The organism is Exiguobacterium sp. s138, from assembly GCF_018618775.1.
Lineage (GTDB): Bacteria > Bacillota > Bacilli > Exiguobacteriales > Exiguobacteriaceae > Exiguobacterium_A > Exiguobacterium_A artemiae.
The window spans coordinates 275,863-292,938 of the sequence record NZ_JACSMW010000003.1 but is presented as its reverse complement, the minus strand read 5'-3'; the positions used below and the strand labels follow the sequence as shown (position 1 = coordinate 292,938).

Below are 17,076 nucleotides of genomic sequence, written 5' to 3'. Positions count from 1 at the left end.
TAAGATTTGGCAGACAACAATACGATCATTCAATTTACAGACGTGACAAAACGTTTTGACGATCAGACGGTTCTTGAACGCGTCAGTTTTGAAATTGAACGTGGAAAATTTTATACGCTGCTCGGACCATCCGGTTGCGGGAAAACGACGGTTTTACGGCTGATTGCCGGGTTCACTGAAGCGACGGAAGGCGATATTCTGTTCAATGGAAAACGGATCAACGATGTTCCCGCCAACAAACGGCAGGTCAACACGGTCTTTCAGGATTATGCGTTGTTCCCGCACCTCAACGTCTTTGAGAACATCGCGTTCGGATTGCGGATCAAAAAGATGAAAGACGCGGAAATCAAGACACGTGTGCTCGATGCGTTAAAGTTCGTCAACTTATCCGGATACGAAAACCGCGAAATCACGGAGATGTCAGGCGGACAGCGCCAGCGTGTCGCTATCGCCCGGGCGATCGTCAACGAACCGGAAGTCATCTTACTGGATGAACCGTTATCGGCACTCGATCTGAAACTGCGGACGGAAATGCAGTATGAGCTGCGTGATTTACAGCGTCGCCTCGGCATCACGTTCATTTTCGTCACGCACGATCAGGAAGAGGCACTGGCGATGTCGGACGAAATCTTTGTCCTCAATCACGGTCTGATTCAGCAGTCGGGTACACCAACGGATATTTATGACGAACCGATCAACCGTTTCGTCGCTGATTTCATCGGGGAATCGAATATCATCCCGGGACGGATGTTGATGGATTACCGGGTCTCGTTCGCAGAAAAAGAATTTGAATGTGTCGACCGCGGTCTCGAATTAAATGAACCGGTCGAAATCGTCATCCGTCCGGAAGACTTGGAAATCACCAGCGTCGCCCAAGGGAAGTTGCGCGTGACCGTCGATTCCCAGCTGTTCCGCGGTGTTCACTATGAGATTGCCTGCATGGATGAAGTCGGAAACGAATGGCTCGTCCACAGTACGAAAAAAGCGACGGTTGGGGAACAGATCGGCTTGACGTTTGATCCGGAAGCGATTCACGTCATGCGTCTGAATGAGACGGAAGAGGAATTCGACAAACGGCTTGAGTCCTACGATGGGGTGCTGTGATGCAGAAGACACGTAACTGGTACCTGATTCCGTATAGTTTCTGGATTGCGTTGTTCGTCATTGCGCCGATCGTCCTCGTCGTCTATTATTCGTTTCTCGATCTCGAAGGACATTTCTCACTCGTCAACTACCAGAAGTTCTTCACCTCGACGTATCTGACGATGACGCTCAGCTCGTTTTGGTATGCCTTTTTGATCACACTGTTTTCACTGGCAATTGGTTATCCGACCGCCTATCTGCTGACGAAAACAAAGCATAAACAATTGTGGCTGCTGTTGATTATCTTGCCGACCTGGATCAACCTGCTCTTAAAAGCCTATGCATTCATCGGTCTGTTCAGCACTTACGGATGGGCGAACCAAACGTTGGAAGCGATCGGAATCGGCCGGAAACAGATCTTGTTCACGGACTTCAGTTTCGTGTTCGTTTCCGTCTACATCTTCATTCCGTTCATGATCCTGCCGATCTTTAACGCGATTGAAAAATTGAATCCGTCACTTGTGTTTGCGGCCCGCGATCTCGGGGCTTCGAATTTCATGACATTCCGTCGTGTCGTCTTTCCATTGACGCTTGACGGAGTGAAATCGGGCTGTCAGCTCGTCTTCATTCCGGCGCTGTCGTTATTCATGATTACACGTCTGATTGCCGGGAACCGGGTCATCACGCTCGGAACAGCGATTGAACAACAGTTTCTTGTCACGCAAAACTGGGGAATGGGCGCGACGATTGCCGTCTTCCTGATTATTGCGATGGCAATCATTCTGGCATTAACGAGTACGAAACGGAAGAAAGGAGCGACGACATGATGAAACGATTAAAATTAGCGAATCTGTACCTGATCGGTGTTTTCATCATCTTGTACGCCCCGATTCTTTATCTGGCCTTCTACTCGTTTAACAGTGCCGACAACATGACGAACTTTGATTCCTTCACGTGGGATTGGTACAAGGAAGTGTTCCAGGATTCCCGACTTTTGATCATCGTCTTAAACACGCTAGTCATTGCGCTTCTGTCCGCAGCGATTTCGACGATCATCGGTGTTCTTGGAGCAATCGGGATCCAGGCGGTCCGCAAGAAACGGATCGAAACGTCGCTGTTGACGCTCAACAGCATCTTGATTGTCAGTCCCGATGTCATCATCGGGGCGTCGTTCCTGATCTTCTTTACGATGCTCGGCATTCAGCTCGGCTTTACGTCGGTCCTGTTGTCACACATCGCGTTCTCCGTCCCGATTGTCGTCATTCTGGTCCTGCCGAAACTGCAGGAAATGAGTCCGACACTCGTTGATGCAGCGCGTGATTTAGGAGCGAGCCGGCTTGATGTTCTGACGAAAGTCATCCTGCCGTACATTACACCCGGTATCTTTGCCGGCTTCTTTACGGCATTGACGTATTCACTCGATGATTTTGCGGTGACATTTTTCGTTACCGGAAATGGATTCACGACATTGTCCGTTGAAATCTATTCGCTTGCGCGGCAGGGGATTTCGATGAAAATCAACGCCTTGTCGACCGTGATTTTCCTGTTTACATTCTTACTCGTCATCGGCTATTACTTCCTGAACCAACGTTCTGCGATGAAGTTGTCCCGACCGGAGGTGAAATAATCGATGAAAAAACTCATTCAATTGTTTGTCGCGATTTTCTTGATTTCCGGTATCATCCTGTTTGCGTTGAACCGGTTGAACGCGACGCAAGGTTATTCGGGCAAAAATGTCCTGAACATCTATAACTGGGGCGATTATATCGATCCGGAACTGATTGATCAGTTCGAAAAGGAATCCGGTATTAAAGTCGTCTATCAGACGTTTGATTCAAACGAAGCGATGCTGACGAAAATCGAACAAGGCGGAACGACGTACGATATCGCTGTGCCGTCCGATTATGCGATCGCAAAGATGATCGAAGAGGATTTAGTGTTGCCGATCGATCAACAAAAGATTCCCAATCTGAAGAACATCGATCCACGGTTCCTCGATTTATCGTTTGATCCAGGCAACAAGTATTCGATTCCTTATTTTTGGGGAACGGTCGGGATCGTCTACAATCAAAAACTGATTGACGGAAAAAAACCGACCAGCTGGAAAGATCTCTGGGATCCGGCATTGAAAAATCAAATCCTTCTCGCAGACGGAGCACGTGAAGTGATGGGGATGAGTCTGAACAGTCTTGGCTATTCCTTGAACGAGACCGATGAAACGAAACTGCAGGAAGCCAAAGCCAACTTGATGGATTTGACACCAAACGTCAAAGCGATCGTCGGGGATGAAATTAAGCTTTTGCTTGCCAATGAAGAAGCAGGAATCGGTGTCGTCTGGTCCGGTGATGCCAATGAGATCATGAGTGAAAATGAGAATTTGAACTATGTGATTCCAAAGGAAGGATCAAATGTCTGGTTCGATAACGTCGTCATTCCGAAAACGGCTAAAAACGTCAAAGGTGCCCATGAATTCATCAATTTCATGCTGGACCCGAAAAATGCCGCTAAAAATGCGGACTATGTCGGATACTCGACGCCAAACAAAGAAGCGTTGAAATTGCTCGATCGGGACGTACGGGAAGACAAACGTTTTTATCCCGATAAAGAGGTCACGGATACACTTGAAGTATATGAAAACTTAGGGAAAGAAATGCTCGCTCATTATAATGAACTATTTTTAGAGTTCAAAATGCATAAGAAATAACAGGAAAAGTTGTTGCCCGATCCGGGTAACAACTTTTTTAAAAATATTTTTTAAAGAAATGTATGTAAAGTGAATATTATTTCGAAAATGGGGGAATGAGATATTTATCAAAGCATTTCAAGGGGGAGCACATCATGAAACAAATTTTTGGTCTTATCTTAACTGCCGCACTTACCATGAGCCTCGTCTCAGGTCCTTCATATAACCAGTCTGCCGAAGCTGCGAAGCCGACGGATATCGATTGGTTGAAACAAGTTAAAACGACAGCGTCAAAAGCCAAATCCGTCGATGGAAAAGTGACATTGGAAAAAACGACGTTAGCCCAGGTACATAGCGCGTACAAAGGGGAAAAAAACTCGACGTGGTGCCAAAGCGGTAAAGGATTGGTCGCTCCGAACAAAGCAGTTCACTACTGCTCGACATTCGGTGTGCCTGACCGCAAAGCGAAAGTCTCAGCTATCGTCTACAATCCAAAAGTGATCGGCCGGACAATTACCGTCAAAGAAGTCAAAAAAGCGTACTCAACGGCAAAACTCGACAAAACATTCAACCTGATGACCGTTTCAACAAAAGAGGTCAACATTTATCTAAATTTAAATTCTGAACGTACACAAGTCATGTCAATTCTAGTAAAATATAACTAACGAACAAAGGATGACCTTTTGGGCCATCCTTTTTATTGAATTTTTTTATAGATTGGCACGAGTTGTTCATAGGTATTTCGAATCAATTTTACTAGATGTTCGTGCGACATCGCACTGACTTCTTCGGCAGAGACATGACGGCCGACCAAAAATTCCGCTTTCTTGACATCACGGAATCGTACCAGTCCTTGTTCCAGACCGGTCTCGTCAATCTGTTGTGCCTCTTTCTTCATATGATCGTAAGAAACAACGAAATCAGACGGAAGAGCGTGCAATAGTTCCTGATGATTCAGGAGTTTTGTCGCGTACTGTGATTTATTCGGAAGTTCGTAAATGTAAGCGAGCCAGATGAACAGATGATCATCAAATAAGCCGACTTGGAAATGCGGATGCTTTTTGTAGCCGCGTTTGTTTGGGGAAAAAGCCATCCATGTGTCCTTCGGGGGATTTACTTTCCGGCGGGCATGCTGTGCAATATGCACATACATATCTTCTGCCAGGTTGACCGTTAAATCGGGTGAGACTTCCTGTCCGATTTGTTTGAAAACGGGTTGAATCCGTTCCCGAATCGCGTGCATCCGTTGTTCCAGTCCTTCAATCTCAAATGTATCAAATGCTTCTTTTGTAAATTGTGTAGTCACTGATTTATCACCTCTATTGCTAGTGTAACAAATCAAAGCGTGAAGAATAGACCTCAATGCTCAAATGAGTGATAATCAGATTGTTTTTTTTCATATATACACAAAATGTGTTAGGAAGGGGAAGTCAACATGCGTCGCTTTCAACAATATCTCCTTCGAAGCTGGATTGTATTTTTTCTTGTCGTCATCGGAATCGATTTACTGGCGAAATCAAGAGATTACAACCTGAGCATCGACTTTTTTACGTTTATGCTTGTTGTTGCACTCTCCACCATCTTTGTTATTGATCCGGTGCGCAGAAGACATATGAGCTTTACGTTCCATTTCGGATTCGTCCTGTTTACGTTTTTAACGTATGGACTCCTGTCTGCCATCTGTGTCGGACAATTGACGATGTTGATCTATCAATTGCGGACGTTCCATACCGCAATCGGCCGCCGGCGTATGCTACATAATTACCCGTTTAATGTCACACTCGAGCTGTTATTGATTTTGCCTGCCGGACTGGCTTACAATGCGCTCGGCGGGACGCACGGAAAAGATTTTTTATTGATTGAAAATGTCGGACCGTTGCTCGTCATGGTCTTGATTTTATGGATCGTCTTACTGTTCCAGTATAAATTGTCGAACTTTTTACTTGGTGAAAACATCCCGAACAGTGTCATGCTACCGTTGCTTCGGTTTGAGGCAGTTGTCATTGCCGCCGAATTGCTGTTTGGAATTTTCAGTACATTGATGGTTCAAAACAACGGCAACAGCGGTCTCGTCATGACAGCTTTTGCGCTGTTCATCATCAAACGGTCGCTTGGCAGTTCCGTCCATGCCAGTGACCGGATCGAGCACTGGGAACAGATTGAACGATTAAAGGAAGCAGCCTGGAAAGACGGCGATGCCCAGTTCATCATCGAACGGTATTTACGCCAATTGAACCATTTCGTTCGTCCGGATATCGCCTGGATTAAGTTTGATTTCGGTGAAGGGGAGTCGATTTATTATTCGTTAAAAGATGGCCGGAAATTAAAAGCGGATCATGTCCACGGCATCATCATTGAAGATATCATTGACGAAAAAGAAGAAGTGTTGCTGTACGGTATGCAACAGGAATGGGATATCCGCCTGTATGATTGTGTCCCGGAAGAAACGCAATCGATTCTATTTATTCAGCCGGAAGCAACCGAAAAAATCAATTGCTCTTTATTTTTAGCATCTGAAGCGAGCGGCGAGTTCACAAAAGACTTTGGTTATGAATTGTACCGCGCGTTACGTGTCCTCTCCTGGGCAGTTGAACGGGCACAGGAGCGGGAACGTCTGTTGACGGACAGCCGGACGGACGCGATGACGAAATTACCGAACTACCGGGCGTTGCAGGAGTGGGGCGATCGCCGGATTCGGCAACGTGATCTATATCCATTCTCAGCCTTGATGATCGATTTGGACCATTTTAAACAGATCAACGATACATATGGGCATGAAGTCGGGGATATCGTTCTGTTTGAAGTCGCCAAGCTGTTAATGCAGGCGACGCGAATCACGGATCTTGTGGCCCGTTACGGCGGCGAGGAATTTGTTGTCTTGTTACCGAATACGGATCTGGAATCGGCTCAAATCGTTGCCGAACGGATTCGCGAGACGTTACATGCCAATCCGATTCAGGTTGAAGGAGATTCGTTAAGGATTACGGCAAGTATCGGTGTCGATACGTTAAACGAGCTGGGTGATTTAGCGAGTCTGATCCGCAATGCCGACCGGGCAATGTATATCGGTGCGAAGTTCCAAGGACGCGACCGTGTCGCATCATACCAAGAATGGAAAGAACGTGTCATCTAAGCTTAAGATAAAGGGGCTGACTCAAAAGTCGGATTCTACAAAGAGAAGGGTGGCAGAATTGGAATCTGCCACCCTTTTCGCGTAAAAAAAGAAACACTCTTTTCACGCAACTCCTACAGGGAAAAGCGCGATTTTGCGCTGTCAGAGACAAACAAGACCCGGGTTCCTGCCTGATTCAGGCAGGAAAACTGGCTTGTGTCTCGCCTGAGGAAAGGGCGTGAAAGAATGAGTGTTTCTTTTTTTGAGTCAGCCCCTTTTAACGTTCTGATAACGTGTGTAGATCGTGTGGAGAGCTCTTAAGTACCCGTAGTAAGAGTAAGAACAGGAAGCTCTCTGAGGGCGTTAAATGAGACAAAAAAGCCTCATTTTGCAAGAGAAGGAGGCTCAGTGATTATGAATGTATTTGAAGGAAAAATAAAAGCAGGATTATTGGGCTTGCTGGTTGCTCGTACGGATTTCGCTTTCAATCGCATGGATGGCCGCAGACCAAGAACCATACCGGTGCAGTAGAGCTTTCGTCGACGGTTTGTTGTTTCGTTTCGCCCATTCACGATAGGCTTCGAATGAGAGCGAGAAACCGACTTCTTCAATCGCTTGGCGCAATGATGCGGCAAGCTCAGCTTTTGAATAGGTGACGCTTGCTTCTAATCCGGCGGCCGTACAGGCATCATGCCAAGATCCGAACATCTTCACGATATGATAATGACTCGGAGCATGATGAACCGATTTACGCCAGATTTGATATTTCTTTAAGGTGATGGTCGATCCGACATCCTGGGCGTACCGGTGAAACGACTTCAGGATTTCATCTTTCGTATATTTCGGAGCCCGTTCGAGTTCTTCCGGCTGTTGATCGATATGCCATTCATAACCGGCTGCAGATAAAGCTTCCGGCCAAGATCCGAACTGACGAATGATGGTTTCCGGTTGCGGCCAACCATGTTCGATGGCATAACGACGATAAATCGTCCGGCGGGGACGATCCTGGATGAGTTCGCCTAAGGCCTGGATGGCTTGAATCATTTCAAGTTGTTCTTCCGTCCATGTCTGCTGACTCGTAAGTACACGTTGTTTCAAGGGTGAGTCCTCCTTCCTAGTAAATCGTAATAGTTGAGGCAAAAGTCCTCTGTATAGAATATATCGGCACTTTTCCATTAATTATGAATAATTACCGTGAAATATTGTAAATAAAGTGAAAATCATTCTTCTGCTAAGTATAAATGGAAGTAATCCAAATGAAAACAGAATGTTACCAATTTTTAATGAACCGTATAAAAACAGTACATTTGTCTCATATGGAAAAAAAGACCAGACCCGCATGGAGCGAGACTGGTCTTAGGTCATACTTATTTTCCTTCGATATACGTCCATTTGAACGAAGTATCCGCACCGACTTTATGGTTGACGATTCCTTTAACGTACGGTTTACGTAAGAGGGAAGCACCGCGTTGGTACATAACTGAGATCGCTTGATCGTCTTCAAGTAAGACTTTCTCCGCATCTTTCAGTGACTGCCAACGTTTTGCTGCATCTGTTTCTTTCATCGCCGACTTGATGAGTGAATCGTACTTGTCGCTTGTGTACTTACCGCGGTTGTACGGTCCATCTGTCATCCACATGTCGAGGAATGTCATTGGATCCTGGTAGTCAGGGCCCCATCCTGCGAATGAAAGTTCGAACTGACCTTTAGACTCGAGGTCCAATTTGTTTTTGAACGGTTGCTGTTTGATTGTAACTTCAAGACCTGGAAGGTTTTTCTCCCACTCGCCTTTGAGGTATTCGGAGATTTTCTTCGAGTTGTCGTCATCGTATGAAAGAAGCTCAAGCTTGACGGATTTCTTACCGATATCCTTCAGACCTTTTTCGAACGAAGCTTTAGCCGATGAAGCATCGAATGATCCGAAACCTTCGTTGCCGTCACGGAAGTCTTTTCCGTCCGGACCTTTAGCGAATTCTTTGGGTACATAGTAGTAAGCAGGGATCGATCCGTTGTTTAAGAGGACTTTCGCCATCTGCTCTTTATCGTAACCAGAGTCGATTGCTTTACGGATGTCTTTGTTTTTGAGCAATTCGTTTTTGAAGTTCATTTGGATGTAGTACATCGACGCGTCAAGACGTGTATCGAAGTCTTCGCTATCTTTGTACTGATCAACGAACTCACTTGTCAGACCAACTGTATCGATATCACCTTTTTCGTACAGGTTGACGGCTGTTGATACTTCTTTAACGACTTTATAGTTGACTTCTTCGAGTTTGACCGTATCTGCATCCCAATACTGATCGTTTTTCTTGTAGCTCCAGCCGACTTCTGTTTTCCAGTCCGTCAGTTGGAACGGTCCGTTGTAAAGGAAGTTCTCCGGGTTCGTCGCGAAGTCTTTGCCTTTTTCTTCAACAAATTCCTGTTTGAGTGGCATGAATGAACCGAAGCCAGTCAATGCTTTGAAGTATTCAGCCGGTTGTGTCAGTTTGACTTCGAGTGTCTTGTCGTCAACCGCTTTAACACCAACGTCAGCCGGTTTTCCTTTTCCTGTGTTGTACGCTTCAGCGCCATCGATGATATACATGATGTACGCATATTGCGATCCGCTTTTCGGATCAAGAACACGTTTCCACGCATATTCGAAGTCTTTTGCCGTGACGTCACTGCCGTCCGACCATTTAGAATCACGTAATTTAAATGTGTATGTAAGACCATCTTCAGAGACGTCTACACTTTCCGCAACACCAGGTGTCGGCTCTTGTTTTTCGTCGAGACGGAAGAGACCTTCCTGGACGTTGTTTAAGACTGTGAATGAAACTGAGTCTGTCGCAACGGTCGGGCTGAGTGCCGGGATGTCTGAACCGCTTGTCAGGTTAAGAACCTGTTTGTCCGACGCCTTTTTCGTATCAGTCGAACCTGAAGTATCTTTTGAATCATCTGTCGATGTACAAGCAGCGAGGCTTGATCCGGCGATGGCTAAAGCACCAACAAGTGCAAGTGTTTTTTTCGTTTTCATAATAATAAGTTCCCTCCCAAGAATGAATATATATGATTGAAAAATGAGTACCGATTAGAATAGCGATCCGGTGTCCTATTAAAAAAATAAGAGGGGTCATCGCCTTTTATTTTGTTGAAGGAAAGCACCGGATCAACTTGTTACCAATAATAAATACAATATTCAGAAAAATCAATAGTTTATTTTCAGATTATTTCAAATTGATTAAAATTTCGTGTAATATCAACGGTTTTTTTGTAAAAATAATTTTTCGGAAGGATAATATTGGGAGGTAAAAATGATTCCAAAATTAAAACACGCACATCAAATGGCGTGTTTTAATCCGGTCAGTTCAGTTGTTCGAGGAAGGAAAGTGCTTCTGTGACGTGATCTTTGACTTTCACGGAACGCCATTCCTGAATCAATTCACCAGATTCATTGATTAAAAAAGTAGAACGAACGATTCCATAATATTCCTTTCCGTAATTCTTTTTCAACTGCCAGACACCGTATTGCTCACAGACGGTATGGTCGACATCAGACAATAATTCGAATGGAAGTTCGTATTTTGAAATAAAATTCTGGTGACGTTTTTGACTGTCTGCCGAAATGCCGAGAATGACCGTGTTCTTTGCGGCAAAGGCTTCCGAAGCATCACGGAAGTCACACGCCTCCGTCGTACACCCAGGTGTCGAATCTTTCGGATAAAAGTAGACGATGACTTTTTTTCCGCGGAAATCACTTAGTGAAATCATCTCTCCCTGCGCATTCGGCAATGTAAAATCGACTGTATTCATGAATGGTCCTCCTCAACCCAGTTCCATATTCAACTGGTCAGCGTATTTTTCGAGTTTCTTTTGCAGACTTTCCTTTAACGGATCGAGCGCAATCAAATACTTTTCAAAGTCGGTGCCGGCTTTTGCCGTCTTCAGTAACAAGGATTGTTCCTCCCGGTACCAGTCGGCGTAATCCTCATAGTAATTGACAAGCGTCTCCGGATTTCCCTTGTTACCGAGGGCCGGACCGTAAATCATCAGGATGTTGCTGTTCATTTCAAGCGCCATGTAGTCCGTCTGGGCATTGACCCGGGTAAAGACTTCATCCTGCTTATCTTCTTTCGTATTCCCGACGGCTTCCGCCGCTTTCGCATTGACGCCGTATTCATCGGCATTAAAGGATTCAAACAGCGAGGCGAGGGTCGTAAAGACTTCGGGATCAAACTTCGTCGGCACGATGACGACTTTCCATTCGCCGTCCTGTTTTAAAAACAGTTTTGAAGCGCGGTTCGGTAAAGGCAATCCGTCTTCATCGTTGAATTCGTGAATGATGTAGGCGACGTTACCTTCCTGAAAACTTTTGACGACTTTACCCGGTTTGATCTTTAAATTCTTGGCGCCGAGTGTCGCGGCCCGCAACAACTTTTGATCCCCCGTATACTCAATCGCGGCAAGTGCTTCAGCATCAGCTGTACCGGACTGACCAACAGTTTGTTGATACGTCTTGTAGACATCAAGAACGTCTTGACTTGCCTGTTTCGTTTGTTTCGTTTCCGTCGACTTCGGGGATTCAGTATCAGTAGACGGAGCGGAATCGTTTCCGCATCCGGCGAGGATGATTCCCGTTGATACGAGTACCGTCAATAATCGTTTCATATTTCAGTTCCTCCTATATGAACAACATCTTTTATGAACAACATCTTTCATTATGTCTTCACCATACAGGAAATTCGCTTTTTTGAGTAGGGAATAGGTACACTAGCATAAAGGAGAGTGGGTTCACCATGAAAATTCACGTAACAGACGAAGCACTACAATATTTCAAAGAAGAGATGGAAGCAAAGGAAGGCGATACGATCCGCTTTTTCGCCAAGTACGGCGGCTCTACCGATTTAACGCAAGGGTTCTCAGTCGGAGTCCACATGGAGACCGTTGACCGGGCAGCGGTTGAAGAAACCGTCGACGGGATTCATTTCGTCGTCTCCGATCAGGATGACTGGCTGTTCCAGGGACAGGATGTCGAAGTATCCGTCCAAAATGAAGAGATTGTCTTTTCACAAGCTAAGCAATGAACAGCGGATGAAGAGGGCCGAAACGGTCTTCTTCATTTTTTTGTCTAGAATAATTGTAAGCGGCGACATGCTTCTGTACAATGGAGAATGTAAGCGATTAAAAGCAAGTATAAAAGGGGGAATAGAGATGATTCCGTACAAACACGAACCATTCACGGACTTCTCACAGGAAGCAAACAAGAAAGCGTTCGAAGAGGCGCTTGAACTTGTATCGAAAGAGCTTGGAAAAGATTATCCGCTCGTCATCGGGGGAGAACGTGTGACGACAGAGGACAAAATCGTTTCTGTCAATCCGGCAAACAAAGAAGAAATCGTCGGACGCGTTTCGAAAGCGACACAAGCACACGCTGAAGATGCCATGCAGGCAGCTGTCAAAGCATTTGAAACGTGGAAATTCGTCAATCCGAGTGTTCGTGCGGACGTCTTATTCAAAGCCGCAAACATCATCCGGAAACGCAAACATGAATTCTCGGCTTACCTCGTCAAAGAAGCAGGTAAACCATGGAACGAAGCAGATGCGGATACAGCGGAAGCGATCGACTTCCTCGAATACTATGCGCGTCAAATGCTTGTCTTAAAAGAAGGCAAAAAAGTCGAGAGCCGTCCGGGCGAATATAACCGGTACGACTACATTCCACTCGGTGTCGGTGTCATCATCTCACCATGGAACTTCCCACTGGCCATCATGGCAGGAACAGCGGTTGCTGCGATCGTGGCAGGTAACCCGATCCTCTTGAAACCAGCATCGACGACACCGGTTGTCGCTGCTAAATTCGTTGAAGTCATGGAACAGGCAGGTCTTCCGGCCGGCGTCTTGAACTTCATTCCGGGACCTGGGGCGGAAGTCGGCGACTATCTCGTCGATCACCCGAAAACACGTTTCATCAGCTTCACAGGTTCGCGTGATGTCGGACTCCGCATCAACGAACGTGCTTCAAAATTGAACGACGGTCAAATCTGGCTTAAACGCGTCATCGCGGAAATGGGCGGAAAAGACACGATGGTCATCGACGAGTCGGCTGATCTCGACTATGCGGCAGATATGATCACAAAAGCGGCATTCGGTTTCTCGGGACAAAAATGTTCAGCTTGTTCACGTGTCGTCGCACTCGATTCGGTTTATGACGAGTTGCTTGCGAAAGTCGTCGAAAACACAAACAAACTCAGTATCGGTAACCCGGTCGACGTGACGAACAACGTCGGACCTGTCATCGATGCAGCAGCGTTCAAGAAAATCACATCGTACTTCGATGTCGCGAAACAAGAAGGCCGGATTGCAGCAGGTGGTACAGCGGATGATTCGACAGGATACTTCGTCGCACCAACAATCGTCGCTGATGTCCAACCGACAGACCGTCTGATGCAGGAAGAAATCTTCGGACCGGTCGTTGCGTTCACAAAAGCAAAAGACTTCAAAGAAGCAATCGACATTGCCAACAACACGGAGTATGGTTTGACAGGTGCCGTCATCACTCAAGATCGTACGAACCAGGAATACGCACGTGCGAACTTCCATGTCGGTAACTTGTACTTCAACCGCGGTTGCACAGGTGCAATCGTTGGGTACCAACCGTTTGGCGGATTCAACATGTCAGGGACGGATTCAAAAGCAGGCGGACCGGATTACTTGACTTTACATCTTCAAGCAAAAACTACTTCTGAAATGTTCTAAAATGATGTTTAATAGATGAAACGGGTATGCAACCTGCATATCCGTTTTTTTTTTTTAGAAAAGGGGGAGCACGAGATGAACGGAATGTGGTTCGCGATTTTGTTGTATCTGGGTTTGATGGTCACACTAGGTGTCGTCGCGTATTATCGGACAAAAAACATGAACGATTATATGCTGGGAGGACGAACAATCGGACCTGTCGTCACAGCGCTCTCAGCAGGAGCCAGTGATATGAGTGGGTGGCTGTTGATGGGATTACCGGGTGCCATGTTTGCAACTGGTCTGTCCAGTGGTTGGATCGTCATCGGGTTATTGCTCGGTGCCTATGCCAACTGGCTGCTCGTCGCACCACGTTTACGTGCGTATACAGCGCATGCCGGGGATGCCATCACGATTCCCGACTACTTTGAAAAGCGGTTCCACGATAAAAGTGGTGTCCTGCGTACAGTTTCAGCTGGAGTTATCTTAATATTCTTTATAATGTACGCTTCAAGTGGTTTTGTTGCCGGTGGTCGTCTGTTTGAATCCGTCTTCGGACTCGAATATACAACCGGCTTATGGATTTTGGCGGCTGTCGTCATTGCGTATGTCTTCCTCGGCGGATTCCTTGCCGTCAGTTGGACGGACGTCGTGCAGGGCATGATCATGGTCATCGCCTTGCTGATCGTTCCGGCTGTCACGCTGACGCTCAGCGGCGGAATCAATGAAACGCTTGAGACGATTCGTTCGACGGACGGTTCGAAACTCGAACTTTTTAAAGGGACGACCGTGATCGGGATCGTTTCCCTGCTGGCATGGGGACTTGGTTACTTTGGTCAGCCGCACATCATCGTCCGTTTTATGGCGATTCGAAACCTGCATGAAATGAAAGCGGCGCGCCGGGTCGGGATGATCTGGATGACGTTTTCGATCGTCGGGGCCATGATAACGGGATTATTCGGATATGCCTACTTCACACAACAAGGCGGAACACTCGAGAATCCGGAGAACGTCTTCATTCAATTGTCGCGTGACTTGTTCCCGGGTTTCATCACAGGGCTATTACTCGCAGCATTGCTCGCGGCCATCATGTCGACGATCTCGACGCAATTGCTCGTCTCGTCGAGTGCTGCAACCAATGATTTTTATCAGCGTTTCCTGAAACGGAATGCATCAGATAAAGAGTTGATGGTTATGGGGCGGATCATGGTTCTCGTCGTTGCACTGCTTGCGATCGCCTTATCATTTGGCGCGCAAAAATCCATTCTGACGTTGGTCGGATATGCGTGGGCCGGATTCGGTGCCGCCTTTGGACCGGTCGTCCTGTTCAGCCTATTATGGCGCCGGATGAACAAACATGGTGCCCTTGCTTCGATGATTACGGGATCGGTCGTCGTCATCGCCTGGATTTTAGTGAAGATGTACGTCAAAGATCTTCCGTTCTACATCTCGGAGATGTATGAAATGATTCCTGCATTCATCGCGTCTACCGTCGCACTTGTTGTCGGCAGTCTCTTGACGAAGGCACCAAGTCAAGCGATGTATGATGAATTCGATGAAGTACAAGCTCAGCTCAAAGGAGCGGAGCAACAACGGAAAGTAGTTTGATGTTAGCAGAGAGAATGTCCGGTGCCTTGTGCGCCGGACATTCTTTTCTATAGAAGAAACTAACTTGGTGAACATATCTTTACATAAAGCATATATGTTGCCTATACGCAAAAAAAGCGTATACTAACAACTAAAGAGAGGTGAGGCAAAGTGGTAAGTCAACCGATCGTTCCAGTGGAGCGTTTGAAAAAAAGACACTATATCGGACCGGCTTTTGTCGCCGCCGTCGCTTACCTCGATCCGGGGAATTTTGCGACGAACATGACGGCAGGAGCCCAGTACGGATTTTTACTGTTGTGGGTAATTGTTGCCGCCAACCTGATGGCCGTGATGATTCAGACACTATCGGCCAAACTGGGGCTGGTCAGCAATACGAGCCTTGCGGAAGTCATTCGGGATGAACTGTCGCCGGTCATGCGAATTCTTTATTGGGCGCAGGCCGAACTCGTCGCGATGGCAACGGATTTAGCGGAGTTCGTCGGGGCGGCACTCGGTTTTAACCTGCTGTTCGGCATCGATTTGAAAATCGCCGCCTTGCTGACAGCGGTTGCTTCGTTCGTCATCCTTGGATTTGAACGGAAAGGGTTACGTCATTTTGAAGCTGTCATCGGAGCGTTAGTCCTCGTCATCGCTCTGGCGTTTGCGATTCAGGTCATTGAAGTTAAACCGGTCCTGCGCGATGTCGCCGGCGGATTGATTCCCGGATTTTCCGGAACGTCGAGCATTGTCCTTGCAGCAGGGATGCTCGGGGCAACGGTCATGCCGCATGCGATTTATCTCCATTCCGATTTAACGAAACGCCGGATGGGAACAATCGCGGATAAAAAAGGGTTGTTACGGATTCAAAAGATGGATATTTGGGCTGCGATGCTGATTGCGGGGGCAGTCAACGGCGCAATGCTTGTCATTGCCGCGACGGTCTTCTTCGGAACGAGCCAACAGGCAGAGACACTGGAAAGTATTTTTCACGGACTCGGGACGTCGCTCGGCGGCGCGGCACCTTATCTGTTTGGCGGAGCGTTACTGATTTCCGGACTTGCCTCGTCGAGTGTCGGGACGATGTCCGGGGATGCCATCATGCGCGGATTCCTGAAGATGGAGATTCCGATTTTCCTCCGGCGCAGTGTGACGATGTTACCGGCGATCCTCTTATTGTTATCCGGCTTTGACCCGACCCGGGCGTTGATTTGGAGTCAAGTCGCCTTATCGTTCGGAATTCCGTTTGCCTTGATCCCGTTAATTCGTGCGACATCCAGTGAACGGATCATGGGCAAATATAAAAACCGGACGCTGACGAAAGGTGTCGCTTGGACGATCGTCAGTATCGTCATCGTCTTCAATGTCTATCTGCTGGGGGATCTTTTATTTTGAATAATCAGATTTCTTGTTTTGCTTACCGACAGCACGGGTAATTCATTACTAGAAGCTTTCTGCCCGGAAGCTTTGCTACCCCTATAAGGACGATGGTGCGGACCTCCCCCCGATGCACCATCGTCTTTTTTGTCTGGACAAAAAGTGCTATGATTAAAAATAGTGTAAAATATATTGAAAAAGTTCCGGAGGTGGAATCAGATGGCAAAGATTAATGAAGAACAAGTCCGCCATGTGGCGCATTTAGCACGTCTCGCCGTAACAGATGAAGAAGTCCAACAATTTACCGTTCAACTTGAGAAGATTCTCGGGTTCGCTGAACAATTAAATGAGCTTGATACGACAGGCGTCGAACCGACGACACACGTCCTCGATCTCAAAAACGTCTTGCGTAAAGACGAAGTCCGCCCGTCGCTACCGCGCACGGAAGTAGAACGACTCTCACCTGATTGGGAAGACGGACAAGTCCGTGTCCCGGCAGTATTCGAATAAGGAGGAGACCAC

16 protein-coding genes are annotated in these 17,076 nt (G+C 46.8%); 11 read left to right on the top strand and 5 right to left on the bottom strand.

Going from position 1 to position 17,076, the window contains the following annotated elements; translation table 11 throughout:
- The first annotated feature begins 6 nt into the window (after positions 1-6).
- The 5 genes from KNP91_RS08745 (at position 7) to KNP91_RS08725 (ending at position 4,431) form a co-directional block, all read left to right on the top strand.
- Positions 7-1,104 carry an ABC transporter ATP-binding protein gene (locus tag KNP91_RS08745; protein WP_012371391.1) on the top strand — a complete coding sequence of 366 codons (1,098 nt, stop codon included), beginning with the start codon at positions 7-9 and terminating at the stop codon, positions 1,102-1,104.
- Positions 1,104-1,910, top strand: coding sequence for an ABC transporter permease (locus KNP91_RS08740; protein ID WP_012371390.1), 807 nt, complete (start codon positions 1,104-1,106; stop codon positions 1,908-1,910). The genes KNP91_RS08745 and KNP91_RS08740 overlap by 1 nt, the downstream gene beginning before the upstream one ends.
- Positions 1,907-2,710: an ABC transporter permease gene (locus tag KNP91_RS08735; protein ID WP_012371389.1), complete on the top strand. Its 804-nt coding sequence runs from the start codon at positions 1,907-1,909 to the stop codon at positions 2,708-2,710. The genes KNP91_RS08740 and KNP91_RS08735 overlap by 4 nt, the downstream gene beginning before the upstream one ends.
- A gap of 3 nt (positions 2,711-2,713) precedes the next feature.
- The gene (locus tag KNP91_RS08730; protein WP_214767490.1) at positions 2,714-3,787 is read left to right on the top strand and encodes an ABC transporter substrate-binding protein; all 1,074 of its coding nucleotides are present in this window, start codon (positions 2,714-2,716) and stop codon (positions 3,785-3,787) included.
- Between the two features lie 134 nt (positions 3,788-3,921).
- The gene (locus KNP91_RS08725) at positions 3,922-4,431 is read left to right on the top strand and encodes a hypothetical protein (protein WP_012371387.1); all 510 of its coding nucleotides are present in this window, start codon (positions 3,922-3,924) and stop codon (positions 4,429-4,431) included.
- Between the two features lie 32 nt (positions 4,432-4,463).
- Here the strand turns inward: KNP91_RS08725 and KNP91_RS08720 are convergent, their stop codons facing one another.
- Positions 4,464-5,072 carry a YktB family protein gene (locus tag KNP91_RS08720; RefSeq protein ID WP_214849636.1) on the bottom strand — a complete coding sequence of 203 codons (609 nt, stop codon included), beginning with the start codon at positions 5,070-5,072 and terminating at the stop codon, positions 4,464-4,466.
- Positions 5,073-5,201: 129 nt separating this feature from the next.
- On the opposite strand from KNP91_RS08720, the gene KNP91_RS08715 reads away from it, so the two are divergent.
- Positions 5,202-6,899, top strand: a complete 1,698-nt coding sequence (locus KNP91_RS08715; protein WP_214849635.1) for a GGDEF domain-containing protein — start codon at positions 5,202-5,204, stop codon at positions 6,897-6,899.
- A 426-nt stretch (positions 6,900-7,325) separates the two neighbouring features.
- Here KNP91_RS08715 and KNP91_RS08710 read toward each other — a convergent pair whose 3' ends face one another.
- From KNP91_RS08710 to KNP91_RS08695, 4 genes are all read right to left on the bottom strand, one after another.
- Positions 7,326-7,976, bottom strand: a complete 651-nt coding sequence (locus tag KNP91_RS08710) for a homing endonuclease associated repeat-containing protein (protein WP_012371384.1) — start codon at positions 7,974-7,976, stop codon at positions 7,326-7,328.
- Positions 7,977-8,245: 269 nt separating this feature from the next.
- Positions 8,246-9,895, bottom strand: coding sequence for a peptide ABC transporter substrate-binding protein (locus KNP91_RS08705; RefSeq protein WP_214767499.1), 1,650 nt, complete (start codon positions 9,893-9,895; stop codon positions 8,246-8,248).
- 326 nt (positions 9,896-10,221) lie between these two features.
- Positions 10,222-10,671, bottom strand: coding sequence for a thioredoxin-dependent thiol peroxidase (bcp, locus tag KNP91_RS08700; protein WP_012371382.1), 450 nt, complete (start codon positions 10,669-10,671; stop codon positions 10,222-10,224).
- A 12-nt stretch (positions 10,672-10,683) separates the two neighbouring features.
- Positions 10,684-11,526, bottom strand: a complete 843-nt coding sequence (locus KNP91_RS08695) for a hypothetical protein (RefSeq protein ID WP_214849634.1) — start codon at positions 11,524-11,526, stop codon at positions 10,684-10,686.
- Between the two features lie 128 nt (positions 11,527-11,654).
- Between KNP91_RS08695 and KNP91_RS08690 the strand changes: the two genes are divergently transcribed.
- The 5 genes from KNP91_RS08690 (at position 11,655) to gatC (ending at position 17,064) form a co-directional block, all read left to right on the top strand.
- On the top strand, positions 11,655-11,942 hold the full coding sequence (locus KNP91_RS08690; protein ID WP_012371380.1) for a HesB/YadR/YfhF family protein: 288 nt from the start codon (positions 11,655-11,657) through the stop codon (positions 11,940-11,942).
- Between the two features lie 127 nt (positions 11,943-12,069).
- Positions 12,070-13,614, top strand: a complete 1,545-nt coding sequence (gene pruA, locus KNP91_RS08685; RefSeq protein ID WP_012371379.1) for an L-glutamate gamma-semialdehyde dehydrogenase — start codon at positions 12,070-12,072, stop codon at positions 13,612-13,614.
- Positions 13,615-13,689: 75 nt separating this feature from the next.
- The gene (gene putP, locus KNP91_RS08680) at positions 13,690-15,201 is read left to right on the top strand and encodes a sodium/proline symporter PutP (RefSeq protein WP_285801096.1); all 1,512 of its coding nucleotides are present in this window, start codon (positions 13,690-13,692) and stop codon (positions 15,199-15,201) included.
- Positions 15,202-15,351: 150 nt separating this feature from the next.
- Positions 15,352-16,572: an Nramp family divalent metal transporter gene (locus KNP91_RS08675; RefSeq protein WP_214849632.1), complete on the top strand. Its 1,221-nt coding sequence runs from the start codon at positions 15,352-15,354 to the stop codon at positions 16,570-16,572.
- A gap of 201 nt (positions 16,573-16,773) precedes the next feature.
- Positions 16,774-17,064 carry an Asp-tRNA(Asn)/Glu-tRNA(Gln) amidotransferase subunit GatC gene (gatC, locus tag KNP91_RS08670; protein ID WP_026827487.1) on the top strand — a complete coding sequence of 97 codons (291 nt, stop codon included), beginning with the start codon at positions 16,774-16,776 and terminating at the stop codon, positions 17,062-17,064.
- The last annotated feature ends 12 nt before the right edge of the window (positions 17,065-17,076 follow it).

Bases quoted from the DNA above. Each gene is read 5' to 3' on its own strand.
- KNP91_RS08740 (WP_012371390.1), top strand. From the start codon at position 1,104: ATGCAGAAGACACGTAACTGGTACCTGATTCCGTATAGTTTCTGGATT.
- KNP91_RS08730 (WP_214767490.1), top strand. From the start codon at position 2,714: ATGAAAAAACTCATTCAATTGTTTGTCGCGATTTTCTTGATTTCCGGT.
- KNP91_RS08735 (WP_012371389.1), top strand. From the start codon at position 1,907: ATGATGAAACGATTAAAATTAGCGAATCTGTACCTGATCGGTGTTTTC.
- KNP91_RS08725 (WP_012371387.1), top strand. From the start codon at position 3,922: ATGAAACAAATTTTTGGTCTTATCTTAACTGCCGCACTTACCATGAGC.
- pruA (WP_012371379.1), top strand. From the start codon at position 12,070: ATGATTCCGTACAAACACGAACCATTCACGGACTTCTCACAGGAAGCA.
- bcp (WP_012371382.1), bottom strand. From the start codon at position 10,671: ATGAATACAGTCGATTTTACATTGCCGAATGCGCAGGGAGAGATGATT.
- KNP91_RS08690 (WP_012371380.1), top strand. From the start codon at position 11,655: ATGAAAATTCACGTAACAGACGAAGCACTACAATATTTCAAAGAAGAG.
- putP (WP_285801096.1), top strand. From the start codon at position 13,690: ATGAACGGAATGTGGTTCGCGATTTTGTTGTATCTGGGTTTGATGGTC.
- KNP91_RS08705 (WP_214767499.1), bottom strand. From the start codon at position 9,895: ATGAAAACGAAAAAAACACTTGCACTTGTTGGTGCTTTAGCCATCGCC.
- KNP91_RS08715 (WP_214849635.1), top strand. From the start codon at position 5,202: ATGCGTCGCTTTCAACAATATCTCCTTCGAAGCTGGATTGTATTTTTT.
- gatC (WP_026827487.1), top strand. From the start codon at position 16,774: ATGGCAAAGATTAATGAAGAACAAGTCCGCCATGTGGCGCATTTAGCA.
- KNP91_RS08695 (WP_214849634.1), bottom strand. From the start codon at position 11,526: ATGAAACGATTATTGACGGTACTCGTATCAACGGGAATCATCCTCGCC.